At 58.4% G+C, this 20,282-nt stretch carries 18 protein-coding genes; 7 read left to right on the top strand and 11 right to left on the bottom strand.

Annotation, left to right across the window (positions count from 1 at the left end):
- Positions 1 to 178 precede the first annotated feature (178 nt).
- Positions 179 to 1,033: a bifunctional methylenetetrahydrofolate dehydrogenase/methenyltetrahydrofolate cyclohydrolase FolD gene (gene folD, locus AACX99_RS08295; RefSeq protein WP_339410926.1), complete on the top strand. Its 855-nt coding sequence runs from the start codon at positions 179 to 181 to the stop codon at positions 1,031 to 1,033.
- A 72-nt stretch (positions 1,034 to 1,105) separates the two neighbouring features.
- Here the strand turns inward: folD and AACX99_RS08290 are convergent, their stop codons facing one another.
- The 6 genes from AACX99_RS08290 to AACX99_RS08265 all read right to left on the bottom strand — a co-directional run bounded on the left by AACX99_RS08290 (position 1,106) and on the right by AACX99_RS08265 (position 7,090).
- Positions 1,106 to 2,848 (bottom strand): ABC transporter substrate-binding protein, encoded by a 1,743-nt coding sequence (locus AACX99_RS08290; protein ID WP_339410925.1) that lies wholly within the window; start codon positions 2,846 to 2,848, stop codon positions 1,106 to 1,108.
- A gap of 83 nt (positions 2,849 to 2,931) precedes the next feature.
- The gene (locus AACX99_RS08285; protein ID WP_339410924.1) at positions 2,932 to 3,204 is read right to left on the bottom strand and encodes a DUF2160 domain-containing protein; all 273 of its coding nucleotides are present in this window, start codon (positions 3,202 to 3,204) and stop codon (positions 2,932 to 2,934) included.
- 10 nt (positions 3,205 to 3,214) lie between these two features.
- The gene (locus AACX99_RS08280; RefSeq protein ID WP_339410923.1) at positions 3,215 to 4,015 is read right to left on the bottom strand and encodes a carbohydrate ABC transporter permease; all 801 of its coding nucleotides are present in this window, start codon (positions 4,013 to 4,015) and stop codon (positions 3,215 to 3,217) included.
- Positions 4,016 to 4,023: 8 nt separating this feature from the next.
- A complete protein-coding gene (locus AACX99_RS08275) occupies positions 4,024 to 4,887 on the bottom strand; it encodes a carbohydrate ABC transporter permease (RefSeq protein ID WP_160014187.1) in 864 nt (287 codons plus the stop codon).
- Positions 4,884 to 5,996: an ABC transporter ATP-binding protein gene (locus tag AACX99_RS08270; protein WP_339410918.1), complete on the bottom strand. Its 1,113-nt coding sequence runs from the start codon at positions 5,994 to 5,996 to the stop codon at positions 4,884 to 4,886. The genes AACX99_RS08275 and AACX99_RS08270 overlap by 4 nt, the downstream gene beginning before the upstream one ends.
- Entirely contained in the window at positions 5,996 to 7,090 is a 1,095-nt protein-coding gene (locus tag AACX99_RS08265; protein WP_339410916.1) for an ABC transporter ATP-binding protein, read from the bottom strand. Before AACX99_RS08265 ends, AACX99_RS08270 begins: the two co-directional genes overlap by 1 nt.
- Positions 7,091 to 7,351: 261 nt before the next feature.
- Between AACX99_RS08265 and AACX99_RS08260 the strand changes: the two genes are divergently transcribed.
- Positions 7,352 to 9,223, top strand: coding sequence for a sigma-54-dependent Fis family transcriptional regulator (locus AACX99_RS08260; RefSeq protein WP_339410914.1), 1,872 nt, complete (start codon positions 7,352 to 7,354; stop codon positions 9,221 to 9,223).
- A gap of 289 nt (positions 9,224 to 9,512) precedes the next feature.
- Positions 9,513 to 10,349: a polysaccharide deacetylase family protein gene (locus tag AACX99_RS08255; RefSeq protein ID WP_445261845.1), complete on the top strand. Its 837-nt coding sequence runs from the start codon at positions 9,513 to 9,515 to the stop codon at positions 10,347 to 10,349.
- Between the two features lie 93 nt (positions 10,350 to 10,442).
- On the opposite strand, the gene AACX99_RS08250 is transcribed toward AACX99_RS08255, so the two are convergent.
- The 3 genes from AACX99_RS08250 to AACX99_RS08240 all read right to left on the bottom strand — a co-directional run bounded on the left by AACX99_RS08250 (position 10,443) and on the right by AACX99_RS08240 (position 14,559).
- Positions 10,443 to 11,231, bottom strand: coding sequence for an alpha/beta hydrolase (locus AACX99_RS08250; protein WP_339410912.1), 789 nt, complete (start codon positions 11,229 to 11,231; stop codon positions 10,443 to 10,445).
- A gap of 75 nt (positions 11,232 to 11,306) precedes the next feature.
- Positions 11,307 to 12,689 (bottom strand): cysteine--tRNA ligase, encoded by a 1,383-nt coding sequence (gene cysS / locus AACX99_RS08245; protein ID WP_339410910.1) that lies wholly within the window; start codon positions 12,687 to 12,689, stop codon positions 11,307 to 11,309.
- Between the two features lie 205 nt (positions 12,690 to 12,894).
- Positions 12,895 to 14,559: a glutamine--tRNA ligase/YqeY domain fusion protein gene (locus AACX99_RS08240; RefSeq protein ID WP_339410908.1), complete on the bottom strand. Its 1,665-nt coding sequence runs from the start codon at positions 14,557 to 14,559 to the stop codon at positions 12,895 to 12,897.
- 306 nt (positions 14,560 to 14,865) lie between these two features.
- On the opposite strand from AACX99_RS08240, the gene AACX99_RS08235 reads away from it, so the two are divergent.
- From AACX99_RS08235 to AACX99_RS08225, 3 genes are all read left to right on the top strand, one after another.
- The gene (locus tag AACX99_RS08235; protein WP_090386745.1) at positions 14,866 to 15,360 is read left to right on the top strand and encodes a peptidylprolyl isomerase; all 495 of its coding nucleotides are present in this window, start codon (positions 14,866 to 14,868) and stop codon (positions 15,358 to 15,360) included.
- Entirely contained in the window at positions 15,357 to 16,076 is a 720-nt protein-coding gene (lpxH, locus tag AACX99_RS08230; RefSeq protein ID WP_339410906.1) for a UDP-2,3-diacylglucosamine diphosphatase, read from the top strand. Before AACX99_RS08235 ends, lpxH begins: the two co-directional genes overlap by 4 nt.
- A gap of 108 nt (positions 16,077 to 16,184) precedes the next feature.
- Positions 16,185 to 17,519 carry an SPFH domain-containing protein gene (locus AACX99_RS08225; RefSeq protein ID WP_339410904.1) on the top strand — a complete coding sequence of 445 codons (1,335 nt, stop codon included), beginning with the start codon at positions 16,185 to 16,187 and terminating at the stop codon, positions 17,517 to 17,519.
- Between the two features lie 49 nt (positions 17,520 to 17,568).
- Here the strand turns inward: AACX99_RS08225 and AACX99_RS08220 are convergent, their stop codons facing one another.
- Complete coding sequence (locus AACX99_RS08220) at positions 17,569 to 18,174, bottom strand: tRNA-(ms[2]io[6]A)-hydroxylase (RefSeq protein WP_339410903.1); 606 nt, start codon at positions 18,172 to 18,174, stop codon at positions 17,569 to 17,571.
- A gap of 243 nt (positions 18,175 to 18,417) precedes the next feature.
- Between AACX99_RS08220 and AACX99_RS08215 the strand changes: the two genes are divergently transcribed.
- A complete protein-coding gene (locus tag AACX99_RS08215) occupies positions 18,418 to 19,281 on the top strand; it encodes a universal stress protein (protein WP_339410901.1) in 864 nt (287 codons plus the stop codon).
- A 62-nt stretch (positions 19,282 to 19,343) separates the two neighbouring features.
- Here AACX99_RS08215 and AACX99_RS08210 read toward each other — a convergent pair whose 3' ends face one another.
- Positions 19,344 to 19,820: a DUF1289 domain-containing protein gene (locus AACX99_RS08210; RefSeq protein ID WP_339410899.1), complete on the bottom strand. Its 477-nt coding sequence runs from the start codon at positions 19,818 to 19,820 to the stop codon at positions 19,344 to 19,346.
- Positions 19,821 to 20,282: the final 462 nt, after the last annotated feature.

The following is a 20,282-nucleotide window of genomic DNA, read 5'->3' as shown; positions in this document are numbered from 1 at the left end:
TCGACAAGCGGGGCGAATGTTATAGAGACCGCTTCAGGTCGTCAACAGGAAAAGTTAAAAAAATTCAGCCATTTAAAGGAGTTACGCGAAAACCGCGGTGTGCGCCTTTGCCCCACAGCACGGTCATGCGAGAATGCGCGTCCTTTTTCCATCCTTTCTTTATGGTTAACCAAGCGCAATGACCGCACAACTGATCGATGGCAAAGCAATTGCCGCCAGCCTGCGCCAGCAGATCGCCCAACGTGTCGCCGAACGACGTCAGCAAGGCCTGCGCGCACCCGGGCTGGCAGTAATTCTCGTCGGTAGCGACCCCGCGTCCCAGGTCTACGTTTCGCACAAGCGTAAAGACTGCGAAGAAGTTGGCTTTGTCTCACAGGCTTATGACCTACCGGCCACCACAGCCCAGGCCGAGCTGATGGCATTGATCGACCGTTTGAATGACGAACCGAGCATTGACGGCATCCTAGTGCAACTGCCGCTGCCAGAGCATCTCGATGCTTCTTTATTGCTGGAGCGCATCCGCCCGGATAAAGACGTTGATGGCTTCCACCCTTACAACATCGGCCGCCTGGCCCAGCGCATGCCATTGCTGCGCCCCTGTACCCCGAAAGGCATCATGACCCTGCTGCAAAGCACTGGCGTCGATTTGTACGGTTTGCATGCAGTGGTGGTTGGCGCATCGAATATCGTCGGCCGGCCGATGGCCATGGAGCTTCTACTGGCCGGCTGCACCGTCACCGTGACCCACCGCTTCACCAAAGACCTGCCAATGCATGTCGGCCAGGCCGATATCGTCGTGGTTGCGGCCGGCAAGCCTGGCCTGGTGCATGGCGAATGGATCAAGCCTGGTGCAATCGTCATCGACGTAGGCATCAACCGCCAGACCGACGGCAAACTGATTGGCGATGTGGTGTACGAAACCGCCCTGCCCCGCGCAGGCTGGATTACCCCGGTGCCGGGCGGAGTTGGCCCGATGACCCGTGCCGGCCTGCTGGAAAACACGCTGCATGCCGCCGAGCATTTGCACGACTAAGTGCAGCGTGGCTAGAAATAGAAAACGGCACCCTTAGGTGCCGTTTTTTTATACCAAGCTAACCCGCTAGGTTTAGTCGCGGGCTTGCTCCCAGGATTTCAGCAGCTCGCTGTAGCTGATGGTTTCACCCCGAGGTTTCTCGTTAGCCAACTTGGGCTTCGGTGCGCCCGGTTGATCCAGCCAGTACTGCGGATCACGTGGTTCATTGAGTTTCGGGCCACACTCGCCAAGTACACCAGAGCGCTCCAGCCGCCCCATCATGGTGTCCTGTGCAGCCGCCAGGCCATCCAACGCCTCTTGTGGTGTTTTATCACCGCTGGCGGCTTCAGCAATAAACTGCCACCACAGCTGAGCCAAACGCGGATAGTCAGGCACATTGGTACCCGTTGGGGTCCACTGCACACGCGCAGGGCTGCGATAGAACTCCACCAGGCCGCCCAGTTTCGGTGCAACGTCGGTCATGGCTTGCGAGTTGATATCCGACTCACGAATCGGCGTCAGGCCGACCAGGGTCTTCTTCAGCGATACGGTCTTTGAGGTCACAAACTGAGCATACAGCCAGGCTGCCAGGCGCTGCTTCTCTGGAGTGGACTTGAGGAAGGTCCAGGAACCAGTGTCTTGATAACCCAGCTTCATGCCCTCTTCCCAGTACGGGCCTTTCGGCGACGGCGCCATACGCCATTTCGGCGTGCCATCTTCGTTGACCACTGGCAAACCGGCTTTGGTCATGTCGGCGGTAAAGGCGGTGTACCAGAAAATCTGCTGGGCAATGCTGCCCTGCGCTGGCACCGGGCCAGATTCGGAGAAGGTCATGCCCTGCGCTTCTGGCGGCGCGTACTTGCGCATCCAGTCGACATATTTGGTGGTGGCATACACCGCCGCCGGGCCATTGGTATCTCCACCACGGGCAACACTGGAGCCCACCGGACGGCAACCGTCGACGCGAATACCCCACTCATCCACCGGTAAACCATTGGGCAGGCCCTTGTCGCCGCCACCAGCCATGGAGAACCAGGCATCGGTGAAGCGCCAGCCGAGGGATGGATCCTTCTTGCCGTAGTCCATATGACCATAGATACGCTGGCCATCGATTTCCTTGACCTTCTCGGAGAAGAACTCAGCGATGTCTTCATAGGCCGACCAGTTGACCGGCACGCCCAGCTCGTAACCGTAGATTTCCTTGAACTTGGCCTTCAGCTCTGGACGCTCGAACCAGTCGGCGCGGAACCAATAAAGGTTGGCGAACTGTTGGTCTGGTAGCTGGTAAAGCTTGCCATCAGGCCCGGTAGTAAACGACAGGCCAATAAAGTCTTCGAGATCCAGAGTCGGCGATGTTACCGCCTTGCCTTCGCCTTCCATCATGTCGCTGATAGCCACCGCCTTGCCGTAACGGAAGTGCGTGCCGATCAGATCAGAATCGTTGATATAGCCGTCGTAGATGTTCTTGTCCGACTGCATCTGGGTTTGCAGTTTTTCGACAACATCGCCTTCCTGCATCAAGTCATGCTTGAGCTGGATTCCAGTAATTTCGCTGAAGGCCTTGGCCAGCACCTTGGACTCGTACTCGTGGGTGGCGATGGTTTCCGAAGCCACGCTGATGCTCATGCCGCGAAACGGTTCGGCGGCCTTGATAAACCATTTCAGCTCTTCGAGTTGCTGCTCGGCCGTCAGGGTCGAGGGGCTGAACTCCTCGCCGATCCACTTCTTTGCCGCTTCTTCGTAGGCATCAGCCCAGGCTGCGCCGCTCAAGCCGGACAACGTCAGCAAGGCAGCCAGCGCCATGCTATGTCGAGTTTTGTTGTTATTGTCGAACATAGAGACCTCCATCTCAGGGTTTGGAATGAGGTAAGCGGGTCATGGACGCGCCCAAGCAACTGGCGCGTCCAAGGCTGCCCGGTTTAGCCCCAACGCATCACTGCAAACAACCAGAACAGGGACAGCACCGAGGCTATCCAGACACTCCAATCGGTCACGCCCACCACCAACAGGTGCAGGTAGGCACTTCCAAGCAGACCGATAAACAACCGATCACCACGGGTAGTGCTAATCGGCAATAAGCCTTTGCGCTCGACGCAGGGCGAACGCAGTTCCCACACTGTCATGCCCACAAGAATCGTGGCGATGCCACCGAAAAACAGCGCAGTGGGCAGAGTCCAGGCCATCCAATCCATCGTTTCCTCCTTACACCCGGCCCAGGGCAAAGCCCTTGGCCACATGGTTGCGGACAAACCAAATAACCAGCATGCCCGGCAGAATGGTCAATACCCCCGCCGCTGCCAGCACGCCCCAATCGATCCCCGATGCAGACACGGTACGCGTCATAACGGCGGCAATTGGCTTGGCATCCACCGAGGTCAGGGTGCGCGCCAGCAGCAGCTCAACCCAAGAGAACATGAAGCAGAAGAACGCGGTAACGCCGATGCCCGAGCCAATCAGTGGAATAAAGATCTTCACGAAGAATTTCGGGAAGCTGTAGCCGTCGATGTAGGCGGTTTCGTCGATCTCCTTCGGCACGCCAGACATAAAGCCTTCAAGAATCCACACCGCCAGCGGCACGTTGAACAAGCAGTGCGCCAGGGCCACGGCAATATGCGTGTCGAACAGGCCAATGGACGAATAGAGCTGGAAAAACGGCAGCAAAAACACCGCAGGTGGCGCCATCCGATTGGTCAGCAGCCAGAAGAACAGGTGCTTATCGCCGAGAAAGCGGTAGCGAGAAAACGCATAGGCCGCCGGCAGCGCCACCGTCAGTGAAATCAGCGTATTCAAGCACACGTAGTACAGCGAATTGAGGTAGCCCTCGTACCAGCTCGGGTCGGTGAAAATCACTTTGTAGTTATCCAGGGTGAAACCATGCGGCCACAGCGTCAGGCCGCCAAGAATCTCGGTGTTGCTCTTGAACGACATGTTCAGCAACCAGTAGATCGGCACCAGCAAAAACAGGACGTAGAGCCCCAGCCCCACTTGTTTACGTAGGTTCATGATCGGCCTCAGCGTGTCTTATCGTTGTGGGTCATGGCGGTGTAGAACAGCCAGGACACCAACAGGATGATCAGGAAGTACACCAGCGAAAACGCCGCCGCAGGGCCCAGGTCGAACTGGCCGATGGCCATCTGCGTCAGGGTTTGACTGAGAAAGGTGGTGGCGTTGCCCGGGCCACCACCAGTCAGCACGAAGGGTTCGGTGTAGATCATGAAGCTGTCCATAAACCGCAGCATCACCGCGATCAGCAGCACACTCTTGAGCTTGGGCAGCTGGATATGCCGGAACACCGCCCAGTCAGATGCGCGATCGATGCGCGCGGCCTGGTAATACACATCGGGAATGGCGCGCAGCCCGGAATAGCAGAGCAATGCCACCAACGAGGTCCAGTGCCAGACGTCCATAATCAGTACCGTGACCCAGGCGTCGCTGGTATTGGAGGCGTAGTTGTAACTGATGCCCAGGCTGTTCAGGCTCCAACCCAGCAAGCCAATATCGGCGCGGCCGAATATCTGCCAGATGGTACCAACCACGTTCCACGGAATCAGCAGCGGAATCGCCAGTACGATCAGCACCAGCGAGGCCATGCGCCCTTTGGTCGGCATGCACAGAGCGATGGCAATGCCTAAGGGGATTTCGATCAGCAGCACGCAGGCGGAGAAGATGAACTGGCGCAATAGCGAATCATGCAGACGGGTGTCCTGCAGCACCTGTTTGTACCAGTCGACGCCGACAAAATAGCGCGTGGAATGATCGAAGATGTCCTGCACCGAATAGTTGACCACCGTCATCATCGGCACGATGGCGCTGAACGCCACCAGCAAAAATACCGGCAGCACCAGCCACCAGGCCTTGTTGTTCTGCACCTTCATGACTGCACCTCCAGCGCTTGCGCCTCAACCAGAAAGTCATCGGCGTAGAGCATCAGCCACTGAGCCGGAAAGCTCAGGTACACCTGCTGGTGCGGCACGGGCTGGTCTTCCTGCAGGCGCACCTTGAGCGACTGCCCATCGAGTTTGAGGGTAAGAATCTTGTAGGTGCCAAGGTCTTCAACATGCACCACCTCGCCACACATCGCGTCCTCGTTGGGACCGTCCCAGACATGCACGAACTCCGGACGGATACCAATCTTCAGCTTGGCCCCAGGCAGCTCGGCAAGCCGTTGATTGAGCGCGGCCGGTAACGGCAACAGGGTGTTGTTGAAGCGCACACCGCCGCTATCAGGCAATACATCGATCAAGTTCATCCCAGGGCTGCCAATGAAATAGCCGACGAAGGTATGGCTAGGTCGTTCGAACAGCTCACGCGGCGTGCCGAACTGGACGATCTGCCCGCCGTACATGACCGCGATCTTGTCGGCGAAGGTCGAGGCTTCGAGCTGGTCGTGGGTGACGTAAACCATGGTGATATTGAACTGCTCGTGGATCTGCTTGAGCTTGCGCCGCAGTTTCCATTTCAAGTGCGGGTCGATCACCGTCAGCGGCTCGTCGAACAAAATCGCCGACACGTCATCGCGCACCAAGCCGCGGCCCATGGAAACCTTCTGTTTCTCATCGGCAGTCAGATTACGCGCGCGCTTGTGCAGAAGCGGATGCAGCTCCAGTACCTCGGCAATTTCGTTGACCTTGGTAAGGATCTTCGCCTCATTCATGCCCTGATTGCGCAAGGGGAAGGCCAGGTTGTCGAACACCGTCATGGTGTCGTAGACCACCGGAAACTGGAAAACCTGGGCGATATTGCGCTGCTCGGGCGGCAGCGCGTTGACCACCTTGCCATCAAACTGCACTTCGCCATGGGAGGGGCTGAGCAGGCCGGAAATGATATTCAGCAGGGTCGACTTGCCACAACCAGAAGGTCCGAGCAGCGCATAGGCACCACCCTGTTCCCATACATGGTCCATCTCGCGAATGGCGTAATCGGCCGGACCGCTCGGGCTGCGGCTGTAACTATGAGCAAGGTTATGCAGGCGAATCTCGGCCATCAGGCAACCCTCCCCAGACGGCGGCTGGGCGCCTGAATCAACAGCCCGTTAGCGGAGAAGACAAACAGCTTGTGGGTGGGGATATAGATAAGGATCGGCGTATCCACGTCGTACTCATGCACCCCAGGCAGATGCAGCACCAGCACGAACTGCTCGTTACGCACGTGCAGAAAAGTTTCTGAACCGCTGATCTCGGCCAGCTCAACCGTCACCGCCAGCTCCAGATCGTCATCGTTGGAGGGCACCAGGCCGATATGGCTGGGGCGTACGCCGAAACGGTATTCGCCTTCGGCGATGCCTTGCAGGTCAGGGTTGAGCGGGAAATGCACAGTATCGGCAAAGCTCACTTCGGTACCGCTGACGCGTCCCGGCATCAGGTTGATCGCCGGCTCGGAAAAAAGCTCCGCCGCCAGCACCTGTTGCGGACGGTGATAAACCTCAGCAGTCTTGCCGCTCTGCACCACCCGCCCCTCATGCAGGATGGTGGTGGTGCCGCCTAGGGCCAGTGCCTCATTGGGCTCGGTGGTGGCATAGATGGCGATGGTGTGGCGGGCCTGAAACAGCTCACGCATTTCCTGACGCAGCTCTTCGCGCAGCTTGTAGTCGAGGTTGACCAGCGGCTCGTCGAAGAGAATCAGCGAGGCATCCTTGACCAGTGCCCGGGCCATCGCCGTGCGCTGCTGCTGACCGCCGGACAGTTCCAGTGGGTAACGCTTGAGCAAACCATCGATGCGCAGCATTTTCGCGGTGGCGTGGACCTTTTCCAGAATCTCGGCCTTGCTCACGCCAGCCTGGCGCAGCGGCGAGGCGATGTTCTCAAACACCGTCAGGGTGGGGTAATTGATGAACTGCTGATAAACCATCGACACGTTGCGCTGGCGCACCGGCACCTGAGTCATATCGGCGCCATTCATCAGAATGCGTCCGCTTGTGGGCTTGTCCAAGCCGGCCATCAGCCGCATCAGGCTGGTCTTGCCAGACAGCGTGCGCCCCAGCAACACATTGAAAGAACCGGGTTCGAAGCTCAGACAGGCATCATCGATATGCAGCTGGTTATCGACGATACGCGTGACATGCTCCAAGGTAAGTGACATGAGCCGTCCTTATTTCTTGTTATCTGCCCAGCTACAAGGCGAGTTCCGTGCCAATCCCTTTAATTAACTTTAAGCCATTGATTTAAAATAACTCCAGCCACACGCAAGTAATCTACGGAGACTTCAGTGAACACTTTTGAACAGTGCACAGTGAACAACTGAACAGTCGCAACGTTGACATTGAACAGCCTTCGGCGACACTGCATAGGCCCGGCGCAGGCCGTGGCCCATAACAACAAGAACCCGCGCGAGATACCTGTCATGGCTGACGCTGTCACCGCCCTGCCCCACGAGACAATCATCCAGGACTCCTGGACACGCTGCCGTGACTACGGCCTGACCCACCAGAGCACACCGATTTTCAGCCAGCCCGAGCGCGGCCAAATCAGCGCCCTGCTGGAAAGCCAGCACGCCCTGGTGCACACCACCCACAAGGAGGTGCTGCCCTACTACGGCACCATCCTGGCTAACTCCAATTGCCTGATCATGCTGGCCGACCACCAGGGCCAGGTGCTGCAGTCCTGGGGCGACCAACGCTTTATCGAACCCAGCCGCGCGGCCGGCTTTGTCGCTGGGGCCACCTGGCTGGAGCGCTACACCGGTACCAATGCCATCGGCACGGCCCTGAGTTGCGGCCAAGCGGTACACATCCAGCACGATGAACACTTTCTCAAAGCCAATCGCTTTATGACTGGCTCGGCCTCGCCGATTTTTGATGAGCAACGGCAGATGATTGCGGTGCTGGATGTGTCGAGCGACAGCTACCTGCCGCCCTCACACACCCTCGGCATGGTCAAGATGATGAGCCAATCGGTGGAAAACCGACTGATCCTTAACCTGTTCCAGCAGCGGTATTTTCAGCTGAGCTTTAACACCAGCCTGGATAACCTCAGCAGCCCCTGGGCCGGGTTGTTGATCTTCGACGAGCAAGGCCAAGTGGTTTCCGCCAATCGCCGCGCCGATAGCCTGTTGGGCGTGGGCCTGGCCCAGGTGAATATCGAAAGCCTGTTCGACGTGCCGTTGCAGCAACTGCTCAATCAGCCCGAGGCGCAGCCGTTCAACCTGCGCGCCAGCGGGCGCTTTCGCTTTCACGCGCAGATCAAACGTCCGCAACAACCCTCGCCGATCCAGGCCCGTGACTTTCGCCAAGCCCAGCAGCCGCCGGCCAGCGCCAATCGCAATTCGTTCACCCTGGCCTCGCTCAACCTCGGCGACCCACGCGTCGACAAAGCCGTGCGTCAGGCCGAGCGGCTACTGGAAAAGAACATTCCGATTCTGGTGCATGGTGAAACGGGGGTGGGCAAGGAAGTCTTCGTCAAAGCCCTGCATCACGCCAGCTCGCGGGCCAGCCAAGCCTTTATTGCAGTCAACTGCGCGGCCATTCCCGCCGAGTTGGTGGAGTCTGAGCTGTTCGGCTATGAAAAAGGTGCGTTTACCGGGGCCAATCAGAAAGGCAGCGTTGGCCTGATCCGCAAAGCCGACAAAGGTACGCTGTTTCTCGACGAAGTCGGCGATATGCCGCTGCGTGTACAGGCCCGCCTGCTGCGGGTATTGCAGGAGCGCTGCGTACAGCCGCTGGGCAGCAGTGAGCTGTACCCTGTGGATATCCGCCTGATTTCCGCCACCAACCGCCCGTTGCGCCAGGATGTAGAGAGCGGGCTGTTTCGCCAGGATCTCTACTACCGCATCAGCGGCCTCAACCTGGAACTGCCGCCGCTACGTGAACGCACCGACAAGGCGGCCATGATTCAGCGCATCTGGGATTACCACCGCGAGCCACAGCAATGGGCGGGGTTAAGCCAAGACGTGCTGAACCTGTTCGAGCGTCACCCCTGGCCCGGCAACCTGCGCCAGTTGAGTAGCGTCCTGCAGATCGCTCTGGCCATGGCCGAAGACCAGCAGATCCGCGCCGAACACCTGCCGGATGATTTCTTTGCCGATTTGCAACCACCAGTCGCGCAAACACCCACCATCCAGCCATCTCCGCAACCGTTGGCCAGCACCAGCGCGGATGATCTAGCCAGTCAGTACCAAGCCTGCGGCGGCAATGTCTCGCACCTGGCGCGCAGCCTCGGGGTTAGCCGCAACACGTTGTACAAACGGCTACGGGAAACGGGGCTGATGGAACGCTAAATCCTCCTCCCAACCCTGACTGCAGGTGGCAGGGACCGGTCAGCGCGATAAACCTATGAGCTGCGCCGGCCATGAACCTATAGGGCTCAAACAGGGTCGAAATCGATAACAGCCAAACACAGATATCCCCGGCGGCCATAGCCGCATAGACTCCGCGTCCGCCTCTATTGCCGTTGCTCGATCCCGCCGCCCCTGTCCTTTCGCGAGCCAAAGCCTAATGCGTTACCCGGCAATTCCAACAAACGCTTTTTCGCCAGTTCCGTCGCTGCTCCTATGGAGCGGCGCCGTATTGATCAGCATTTTATTGAGCGCCTGCAGCAGCGTTGCACCACCGCAACCCAACCCAGAGATTGAGCCGATACGCTTTCTCCTGAGTTTTGATGACGGTCCCAGCGCCGACACCCGCGACAATCCAACCGAGCAGATCCTCGATACTCTGGCAGACAACCCGATCCAGCCAGGAATCAAAGCGCTGTTCTTTGTTCAGACTCGCGCCGCCGCAGCTGGCGGTAGCGTAAAGGGTCAGGCGCTACTGCAGCGCCAGCAACGTGAAGGGCATCTGCTGGGTTTTCATACCGCCACGCCGGGGCATGCCAACCACCGTTTCCTTAGCCCTGCCGAACTGGAGCAGTCGCTGAGAGATGGCGTAGCCGACCTCACGGCCATCAGCGGTGCCGCCCCGCGCCTGGTACGGCCACCCTTCTGGAACTACGACGAACGAACCTTCGCCGCCTACCAGGCGCATGGCCTGCGTTTGCTGCTGACCGATTTGAGCGCCCACGATGGCAAGACTTGGGGCATCAACGGCAGCCTGCGCCGGCGCAGTAATCTGCGAGACCAGCTCGCGCGCGCCGCACAACAGATCAGCGTTGGCGCCTTGCCTGCAGTAGATGGGGTTATCCCGGTGGTGGTGACCTTCCACGACCTCAACCCCTACACCGCGCGGCATATGCAGGAATACCTGCAAATCCTGATGGATGTGGCCGAAGACGTTGGCCTGGCCACCGACAAGCAGCCGTTCTATGACCAGCGCGATGCCCTGCAACGCGCGGCCTTAAGACGCGCCCTCGGCGACCCACAGCAATACGCCCGCCTGCCGGGGCTGTGGAACTGGTTGTGGAACTAAGCCTTGCGGCCTAACGGTTACAAATGACCGTTATGAGCCTGTTCACCATCTCACGAACAGCGGTCAACAATGCCAAGACAGGCGAGCACCGCGTTAGCCTTCACACAACGCGCCCTTAAGTAGCTTGAGGTACTCCTGGCTTTGCGATAACGAGTTGTGTCCCGCTGCCGGAATAACCTTGAGCTCAGCTACACCCGTGGCGAAATGGTTGAAAAGTGCATCGGTGCTGGCGCGAGGGATGACCTGATCCTGCTCGGCCGCGATCAACAGTGTTGGAATACGTATCTGCTGGGCGTACTTCCAGGACTCGAATTTGTCCTTAAGCAGCCACTGTACGGGGATATACGGGAACCGGCTCTGCGCCAGTTCTTGGATGCTGTTGTAAGGCGTAATCAGAATCAAACGGGCTGCCGGCCGCTGACTGGCAAGGCGCACCGCCACGCCCGAGCCTAAACTGCGTCCCACCACCACAATGCAAGGATGCTGAGCATAAGCCTGGTCAAACAAGGCAAGCGCATCGGCCTGAATAGCCTCTTCTGTGGGCGTGCCGCTGCTTCCGCCATAGCCTCGGTAATGCAGCAGGTAGAGCGCATGGTCGCTGAAAGCCTGGGAAAACTCAGGCAGATTGAGGGAAACATCCTCGCCGTTACCACCGAAATAGATCAGGGCATTGCGCCCCTCGAGTGACCGGGTGGAAATCAGCACCTCGCCATCCTCTATGGGCAGTTTGAGCAGCGTGGTGGGATTATCGATAGCGCGGGGCTGCGGAAAGTAGATAAGCGAACGCTGGAACACCAGCAAAGCAACGCAGAGCAGCACATACAAGGCCGCCGCCCAGAGCAGCAACGCAAGCAAGGTTCGCGATAGACGACTGACGTGCATTGAATCTTCCCTCTGTATCTATCGCCGCAAATAAACAAGCCGCTCGAAAGCGGCCTGTTTAATCCAACACCTACCTTACTCAGCCAAACGCCAGGTAGTGCCACCCTTGCCGTCTTCCAGTACCACGCCCATGGCGGTGAGCTGATCGCGGATACGGTCAGACTCGCCCCAGTTCTTCTCAGCGCGGGCCTGCAGGCGCGCAGCGATCAACGCCTCAACCTCGGCAGCATCGACCTTGCCGGCGGCACCGGCCTGCAGGAAAGCCTCAGGCTCAAGCTGCAACACACCGAGCACTCCGGCCAGTTCCTTCAGCCGCGCCGCCAGGCCGGCAGCCGCCTGCACATCGTTTTCACGCAGGCGGTTGATCTCACGCGCCAGCTCGAACAGCACGGCGCAGGCTTCCGGCGTGCCGAAGTCATCGTTCATGGCTGCGGCAAAACGCTCGACAAAGGCTTCGCCACCCACCGGCGCTGCTTCCGGCAGACCTTTAAGCGCGTTGTAGAAGCGCTCCAGGGCGCTCTTGGCGTCCTTGAGGCTTTCTTCGGAGTAGTTGATCGGGCTGCGGTAGTGGCTGGACACCAGCAGGTAGCGCACCACCTCGGGGTGGTACTTCTCCAGCACATCGCGAATGGTGAAGAAGTTGTTCAATGACTTGGACATCTTCTCGCCGTTGATGCGGATCATCCCGCAGTGCATCCAGGCGTTGGCGTAAGGCTTGCCGGTGGCCGCCTCGCTCTGGGCGATCTCGTTCTCGTGGTGCGGGAATTCCAGGTCGCTGCCGCCGCCATGAATATCAAAGGTCTCGCCCAGGCAGCAGGTCGACATGACCGAGCACTCGATATGCCAGCCCGGACGACCCGCGCCCCACGGCGATTCCCAGCTCGGCTCGCCGGGTTTGACGCCTTTCCACAGGACGAAGTCCAGCGGATCCTGCTTGGCTTCGTCCACTTCAATGCGCGCGCCGATGCGCAGGTCTTCGATCTTCTTACGCGACAGCTTGCCGTAGCCCATGAACTTGGCGACGCGGTAGTACACATCACCATTGCCCGGAGCGTAGGCGTAACCCTTGTCTATCAAGATCTGGATCATGCTCAGCATGCCCGGAATGTGATCCGTAGCGCGCGGTTCCATGTCTGGTTTGAGGATATTGAGACGCGCCTCGTCCTCGTGCATCGCAGCGATCATGCGTTCGGTCAGCACGTCGAACGGCTCATCGTTCTCCCGGGCGCGATTGATGATCTTGTCTTCGATGTCGGTGATGTTGCGCACGTAGGTCAGGTCATAACCGCTGAAGCGCAACCACCGGGTTACCAGATCAAAGGCCACCATGCTGCGGCCGTGGCCGATATGGCAGTAGTCGTATACGGTCATGCCGCACACGTACATGCGCACCTTGTTACCGTCCAGCGGCTTGAAGACTTCTTTGCTTTTGGTCAGCGTGTTGTAGATCGAGAGCATCGGCATTCCTTGGAAAACCACGGGCCGGCATACCGGCCCGGTTCTAATCAGAGCGACTGGGCACTAGAGCCTGTTTCGGATCTGGCGAGCTAGAGCGATACAAGGCAAAAATGGCCGAGGAAGCGGAGTTTACAGCTGTAAATGAGCATTCCGAGGCCATTTTTAACGCAGTATTGCCGACGCGCAGCAGATCCGAGACAGACTCTTAGGCCCAGGAGTCACGCAACGTCACGGTACGGTTAAACACCGGCGCACCCGGCTTGCTGTCCTTCATATCGGCGCAGAAGTAGCCTTCACGCTCGAACTGGAAACGCTCTTCCGGTGCAGCTTCGGCCAGCGATGGCTCAGCGCGACAGCCCTTGAGCACTACCAACGAATCCGGGTTGATGTTGTCGAGGAAGCTGCCGCCCTCTTCGTCTTTCTCCGGGTTGGCAGAGCGGAACAGGCGGTCATACAGACGCACTTCGCACTCAACGCTTTCGGCTGCCGGCACCCAGTGGATCACACCCTTGACCTTGCGGCCTTCAGGGTTCTTGCCCAGGGTGTTCTCGTCATAGCTGCAGCGCAGTTCGACGATATTGCCTTCGGCATCCTTGATGGCTTCGTCGGCGCGGATCACGTAGCTACCACGCAGACGCGCTTCGCCACCGGGGATCAAACGCTTGAAGCCGGCCGGCGGGACTTCTTCGAAGTCGCTGGCGTCAATATAAATCTCACGGCTAAACGGCAGCACGCGTAGGCCCATATCCTGCTTCGGATGGCGCGGCAGTTCGAGGTTCTCGACCTTATCTTCCGGGTAGTTGGTGATCACTACTTTCAGCGGTTTGAGTACGCACATGGCACGAGCCGCGTTGGCGTCGAGATCATCACGAATAGCGAATTCCAGCATGCCAACATCGACCACGCCGCCGGCGCGGTTGACGCCGATCATGTCGCAGAAGGTACGGATCGATGCAGGGGTGTAGCCACGGCGACGGAAGCCCGAGAGGGTCGACATACGCGGGTCGTCCCAGCCATTAACGTGCTTTTCATCAACCAGCTGCTTGAGCTTGCGCTTGCTGGTGATGGTGTAGTTCAGGTTCAGACGAGCGAATTCGTACTGACGCGGCTGCGCCGGGACTGGCAGTTGCGCCAAGAACCACTCGTAAAGCGGACGATGATCTTCAAACTCCAAGGTGCAGATTGAATGCGTCACGCCTTCGATGGCATCCGACTGCCCGTGGGTAAAGTCATAGCTCGGGTAGATGCACCACTTATCACCCGTTTGGTGATGATGGGCATGACGAATACGATAGAGAATCGGATCGCGCAAGTTGATGTTCGGCGAGGCCATGTCGATCTTCGCGCGCAGCGAGCGGGCACCATCGGCGAACTCGCCTGCTTTCATGCGGGCAAACAGATCAAGGTTCTCCTCAACGCTGCGCTCACGGAACGGGCTGTTCTTGCCCGGCTCGGTGAGGTTGCCGCGGTAGGCGCGCATTTCTTCGGCGTCCAGGTCGCAGACAAAGGCCTTGCCCGCCTTGATCAGCTCAATGGCCCAGGCATGCAGCTGGTCAAAATAGTTGGAGGCATAGCGCTCCTCGCCAGCCCACTGAAAGCCCAGCCACTGCACGTCGCTCTTGATCGCGTCGATATATTCCTGGTCTTCCTTGGCCGGGTTGGTGTCATCAAAACGCAGATTGCACTCGCCACCCATTTCCTTGGCCAGGCCGAAGTTCAGGCAGATCGACTTGGCGTGGCCAATATGCAGGTAGCCATTGGGCTCCGGCGGGAAGCGGGTGATGATTTTCGCGTGCTTACCGGCATCCAGATCGGCCTGGACGATGGGACGAAGAAAGTTAGCGGCGGCGACAGTTTCTGGCTTGCTCATGGGGTCCTTGGCGAGTGCGTGGCACGTTTCAGAGCCTGTTCACAACCTTGCGAGCTAGAGCTAAACGGTGGCGAAAATAGCCGAGGAAGCGGAGTTTACGAGTGTAAATGAGCATTCCGAGGTGGTTTTCAACGCCGTTTAGCCAACGCGCAGCAGGTTGCGTACAGGCTCTCAGGGTAGGCCGGCTTATACAAAGCGCTTATCATAGCCGAAGCTGTCAACCCCCTGACAGGCCCAAGAACCGCTGCAATGCCCTTTGCTGGAAATTCAGCGGCTCACGGATTTATCGACAGAGCGATTACCTCCATGATCAAGCTGCACACCAACCACGGCGTTATCACCCTTAACCTGTTCGAAGACAAAGCCCCGGAAACCGTGGCCAACTTCAAGCAGTACGTCTCGGAAGGCCACTACGACAACACGGTATTCCACCGCGTAATCAGCAACTTCATGATCCAGGGCGGCGGTTTCGAGCCGGGCATGAAGCAGAAAACCACCCGCGCACCGATCAAGAACGAAGCCAACAACGGCGTCGCCAACAAGATCGGCACCGTAGCCATGGCCCGTACCATGGAGCCGCATTCGGCCAGCGCACAGTTCTTTATCAACGTTGGCGACAACAGCTTCCTCAACCACAGCGCGCCGACCGTACAAGGCTGGGGCTATGCAGTGTTCGGTGAAGTAGTTGAAGGCATGGACGTGGTCAACGCCATCAAGGCCGTTGCCACCACCAGCAAATCCGGCCACCAGGATGTACCGGTTGATGACGTAATCATCGAGCGTGCCGAGATCGTTGAGTGATTCTACTGATCTCCGATCTGCATCTTGAACAGGAACGCCCGGATATCAGCCGGGCGTTCCTGCATTTTCTCGAAACCCGCGCGGCTCAGGCTCAGGCGCTGTATATCCTGGGCGACTTCTTCGAAGTGTGGATCGGTGACGATGCCATCAGCCCTTTCCAGCGCTCGATTGCCCAGGCCCTGCGCCAACTCAGCGAGCGTGGTACGCGCATCTATTTGATGCATGGCAATCGCGACTTCTTGATCGGCAAAGCCTTCTGCCGCGAAGCGGGCTGCACGTTGTTGCCCGACCCTTGCGTGATTGAACTGAATGGCGAGCGCGTGCTGCTGATGCACGGCGACAGCCTGTGCACTCAGGACATTGGCTACATGAAGCTGCGCCGTTGGCTGCGCAACCCGATCTCACTGTTTATCCTGCGCAACCTACCGTTGAGTACTCGGCAAAAACTGGCGCGCAAGCTGCGCAATGAAAGCCGCACGCAAACGCGGATGAAAGCCAGCGAGATTGTCGATGTCACCCCGGATGAAGTGCCGCACATCATGGCCGAGCACGGCGTACGTACGCTGATTCACGGCCATACCCATCGCCCCGCCACACATCAGTTACAGGTCAACGGCCAACCCGCCCAACGCATTGTGCTTGGCGACTGGGATAAACAAGGCTGGGCACTGCAGGCAGACCGCCAAGGCTTGCAGCAAAGCGCCTTCGATCTGTAACCCGCGTGAACTTTGATAGCGCGCACAAAGTGCCGCCCTGCACCCCCTTGACGGATTTTGCGCCGGTCCTCAGGATCAGCGCCCTCAAAATGCCATCAGGGACCGATCATGCTGCTCAGCAAGGAACATCTTTTTAAATACGCCATCGCGCCGGTTGCAGTTATTGCGCTCAGCTTTGTCACCTTCAACAGTGTGTTCTTCTATAACGAAGCCGGTTTCGCCACCCATGTGCGGACCATCTTCGGCGAAGAGAAAGTGGTCGACGACGTTGGCTATGCCACCAAATGGTTCGGCCGCGCCACTGCCTGGAAGAAGGCCCTGAGTGTGCAATCGGTACTCACCGAAGCCCTGGCCATCGATGACAGCAGCGACAATGATTCTCTCGGCGCGACCATCGAAGCCTTCCCCATCGTGTTTCTCGGCAACGTCGACGCCAAGGTCGAGTCATCCGCACGCTTTCGCCTACCGGCGGGTGAACAGTTCCTGAAGATCGCCCAGGAATACCGTAATCCAGAAAATTTCATCAAAACTGCTCTGGTGCCGGCTATCAAGGAAACCCTACAGGCCACCGCCTCATTGATGAGCGCTGACGATTTCTACGCCGGCGCGCGTAGCGAGTTCGCCGCTGAGTTCGAGAACCAGCTCAATGACGGCCTCTACCTGATCAAGCGCAAGGAAATCCGCGGCCCGCGCGGTCATCAGCCAAGCCAGACCGCCATCCTGCAAGCCGGCACCGAACAGGGCGCATTCGGCGACAACAATGTCAGCCAGTTCATCACTGAAAAGGTGATGGACAGCAAGGGCATCCCTGTACGCAAACAGCAGCAGTTCCGCAAATATGGCGTTGAGGTGGTCGAGGCGCGCATCACTAACGTCGATCCCAACCCGCAATACAAACAGCGCATGGTCAAAGTGCAGCAAGCCTTGGCTGAGCTGGCGGTTGCGCGGCAGAACCGCTTGAAGGAAGAGGAAGAAAAGCTGCTGGTGACCGCCCGCGGTGAAAAGGAGGTGGAAGCGCGCCGCCAGGAAACCCTGCGTGATCAGATCGAGCGCACCACCCAAGCGGAAACCGAAAAACAACTGGCACGGATCAACGCCGAGCGCGAAAAAGGCCGGGCCGAGATCGAGAAGCAGACCGCCGAACTGCTACGCGACAAGGCGGCGATCACCGCCGATGCGACAAAAATCACCGCTGACGCCGAAGCCTACGCCCGCGAAGCGGTGATCAAGGCCGATGGCGCACTGCAACCCAAGTTGGATGCCCTGATCGAAATTAACAAGGTCTGGGCACAGGCAGCCGCGCAAGCCCCAGTACCTAGCGTAATGATGGGCGGCAGCAATGACGGCGCAAGCAGCCGCCAGGATGAAATTGGCCAGCTGATGGGCGTACTGGCCACCAAGGCGGCGCGCGATCTGGCGCTAGACCTGAAAGTGCAGCAGTAAGCACCGCACACGGCCTACAAAAAAGCGCCCTACTGGGCGCTTTTTTGTTTTAGAGCGGCGGCACACCGCTGTGAAAGCGGAACTCAGTGTCCGGAAACTCGATCAGCTCGCGCTCGGCCACCCTCACCCGTTCGATGGCCTGGTCTACATCACGCGCCTCGCCGTACTGATAAGCCAGTTTCAGGTAGTTCTGAAAGTGCCGCGCCTCGCTTTTCAGCAAGCCGAAGTAGAACTTGCCCAGTTCTTCATCCAAGTGCGGCACCAGGGCCTCGAAGCGTTCGCAACTGCGTGCCTCGATAAAGGCGCCCACCACCAGGGTGTCCACCAGTTTGTGCGGCTCATGGGTGCGCACCACCTTACGCAGGCCTGAGGCGTAGCGCGCCGCCGAGACTGGGCGCAGGCCGATCTTGCGGCGCTTCATGATGCGCAGCACCTGCTCATGGTGCACCAGCTCCTCACGGGCCAGACGCGACATGGCGTTGAGTAGGTCGACGTAGGTGCTGTACTTGGCCATCAGGCTCAGCGCAGTGCTCGCGGCCTTGAATTCGCAGTTTTTATGGTCGATCAACAGGGTCTGCTGGTCCGCCAAAGCGGCGGTGATCCAGCCATCCGGCGTGCGGCAGCCGAGAAACTCGTGAATTTCCGGCAGGTTCATGGGCGCACGCTCGGCGTCCGGCCGTGCCAGGGCTGATGAGTGGCGCAACGCAGCAAATTATCGATTTCGGCTAACAGATACATAAATTCACAAAAATGGGCGGGCTTGGATGGTGCGGCTTGAAGGCCGTCATTATACGAATGAGCGCGCGAACAGCCACTCGATTGACACCGATCAAGCAGCAAGCCAGTGGCGGCGATCTATAGTGATAAACAGTACAACTGACTGCACATGGAGATGATCATGCAAGCTATTCGCAGCATTTTGGTAGTGATGGAGCCCAATCACACGGAAGACTTGGCCCTGAAACGCGCCAAACTGATTGCTGGCGTTACTCAATCGCACCTGCACTTACTGGTGTGCGACAAGAAAAGTGATCACAGCGGCTACCTGCGCGATCTTACCGGCTTGCTCAACGGCGAAGGCTTCAGCACCACCAGCCAACAGGCCTGGGATGAAAACCTGCACCAGACCATCATCAACGTGCAGCAAGCCGAGGGCTGCGGCCTGGTGATCAAGCAGCACTTCCCCGATAACCCGCTGAAAAAAGCCCTGCTCACCCCCGATGACTGGAAACTGCTGCGCTACTGTCCGGCGCCGGTGCTGATGGTGAAAACCGAAAAATCCTGGGCCGGCACTGCCATCCTGGCGGCGGTCGATGTCGGTAATGCCGACAGCGAACACCGCACCCTGCACACCAGCATCGTCAGCCATGGCTTTGATATCGCCGCCCTGGCCAAGGCCGAACTGCATGTGATCAGCGCCCACCCGACGCCCATGCTTTCTGCTGCCGACCCGACTTTCCAGCTCAAGGAAACCATCGAGGCGCGCTACCGCGAGCAATGCAAAGCGTTCCAAGCTGAATACGAGATCAGTGATGAGCGCCTGCATATCGCCGAAGGCCCGGCCGATGTGCTGATCCCCCAGGCTGCGCACCGCCTCAACGCTGGCGTGACGGTGATCGGCACCGTGGCGCGCACCGGAATTTCCGGCGCGCTGATTGGCAATACAGCTGAGGTAATTCTCGACTCGCTGGAAAGCGACATCCTGGTGCTCAAGCCGGACGACATCATCGCCCACCTGGAAGAGCTGGTCGCCCAGCGCTAACTCAACTGCAGCTCAACAAAAAAGCCGCCTAAACAGGCGGCTTTTTCATTTAAAAGACCTACTCAGACTCTTATCTCCAGCCCTTCGAGGAGAAAGCGCGGCGCTATATAGCGCTCGTAATGCGCCTCGGACAGCAGAAAGAACTCGCGATCAATCGCGTCACGCAATTCCGGCAGGCTCCAATAGCGAAACTCTGGCAGCAGCACCATGCCATAAGCCTCCAACTGACTGATTACCCGCGCGCCACGGGCGATCAGCTGGTAGGCCCAGCAATACGGCGATTGCTGCGGCACAAAGCGAATCCTGCGTTGTTCCAGCTGCATCCGTAGGCGATCCGCATCGAAAACCTCCACTTTAGCCGCCATAACCTGCACCAACAGCACCTCTAGGCGCAGCCACACGGCGCGCTTTTCTTCGTCGTTATAGCCGTTCCAGTTGATCACCTCATGATGGAAGCGCTTGCAGCCACGGCAGACCAAATCGCCGTACACAGTGGAACACAGGCCGACACAAGGGGTTTTGATACGTTGGTTGGACATAACGAAAGGCATGGGTACTGGCGGACAGGCTGGCATCTTAACAGGCCGCTGAAAAATGTAGCGAGCCGACAGCAAGGCAAGGTGACGTCAGCTGAAGAGGCGCAATGTACGAGCTGTACATGAGCACTCTGAAGCTGACTTCAACGCCGCATTGCCGAGTGCAGTAACTTTTCAGCGGCCTGTTAGCCCTTTGTCTAAGGCAGATTCCCCCCATATAAGCGGGGCCTTTGGCTTAACTTTGTCAAAGCTTTCCAGTAGAATCGGCCGGCCTTTTAGAGGCAGCAACGTCCGTTGGAAGCTGTTTTCAAAGCGTCACGAGCACAGTCAATCCTGCAGGTTCGATGTTGGTGCTGACCCTTGAGCCACCCTTCAAGTGTCGGCACCAGCCCTCATCCAGCCCATCCTGCCGGCGTAAAACTTTGAAAACAGCTTCTGCAAGAAAGCAGCACAACCTCGGCTGAA

The sequence above is a fragment of the Pseudomonas sp. EA_35y_Pfl2_R5 genome (assembly GCF_963970805.1).
In the GTDB taxonomy this organism is placed as follows: domain Bacteria; phylum Pseudomonadota; class Gammaproteobacteria; order Pseudomonadales; family Pseudomonadaceae; genus Aquipseudomonas.
The sequence above is the reverse complement of the archived record's forward strand: the minus strand, read 5'-3'. Positions and strand labels throughout refer to the sequence as shown.

Coding starts and splice junctions, on each gene's coding strand:
- folD (WP_339410926.1), top strand. CDS start 179: ATGACCGCACAACTGATCGATGGCAAAGCAATTGCCGCCAGCCTGCGC.
- AACX99_RS08290 (WP_339410925.1), bottom strand. CDS start 2,848: ATGTTCGACAATAACAACAAAACTCGACATAGCATGGCGCTGGCTGCC.
- AACX99_RS08285 (WP_339410924.1), bottom strand. CDS start 3,204: ATGGATTGGATGGCCTGGACTCTGCCCACTGCGCTGTTTTTCGGTGGC.
- AACX99_RS08280 (WP_339410923.1), bottom strand. CDS start 4,015: ATGAACCTACGTAAACAAGTGGGGCTGGGGCTCTACGTCCTGTTTTTG.
- AACX99_RS08275 (WP_160014187.1), bottom strand. CDS start 4,887: ATGAAGGTGCAGAACAACAAGGCCTGGTGGCTGGTGCTGCCGGTATTT.
- AACX99_RS08270 (WP_339410918.1), bottom strand. CDS start 5,996: ATGGCCGAGATTCGCCTGCATAACCTTGCTCATAGTTACAGCCGCAGC.
- AACX99_RS08265 (WP_339410916.1), bottom strand. CDS start 7,090: ATGTCACTTACCTTGGAGCATGTCACGCGTATCGTCGATAACCAGCTG.
- AACX99_RS08260 (WP_339410914.1), top strand. CDS start 7,352: ATGGCTGACGCTGTCACCGCCCTGCCCCACGAGACAATCATCCAGGAC.
- AACX99_RS08250 (WP_339410912.1), bottom strand. CDS start 11,231: ATGCACGTCAGTCGTCTATCGCGAACCTTGCTTGCGTTGCTGCTCTGG.
- cysS (WP_339410910.1), bottom strand. CDS start 12,689: ATGCTCTCGATCTACAACACGCTGACCAAAAGCAAAGAAGTCTTCAAG.
- AACX99_RS08240 (WP_339410908.1), bottom strand. CDS start 14,559: ATGAGCAAGCCAGAAACTGTCGCCGCCGCTAACTTTCTTCGTCCCATC.
- AACX99_RS08235 (WP_090386745.1), top strand. CDS start 14,866: ATGATCAAGCTGCACACCAACCACGGCGTTATCACCCTTAACCTGTTC.
- AACX99_RS08225 (WP_339410904.1), top strand. CDS start 16,185: ATGCTGCTCAGCAAGGAACATCTTTTTAAATACGCCATCGCGCCGGTT.
- AACX99_RS08220 (WP_339410903.1), bottom strand. CDS start 18,174: ATGAACCTGCCGGAAATTCACGAGTTTCTCGGCTGCCGCACGCCGGAT.
- AACX99_RS08215 (WP_339410901.1), top strand. CDS start 18,418: ATGCAAGCTATTCGCAGCATTTTGGTAGTGATGGAGCCCAATCACACG.
- AACX99_RS08210 (WP_339410899.1), bottom strand. CDS start 19,820: ATGTCCAACCAACGTATCAAAACCCCTTGTGTCGGCCTGTGTTCCACT.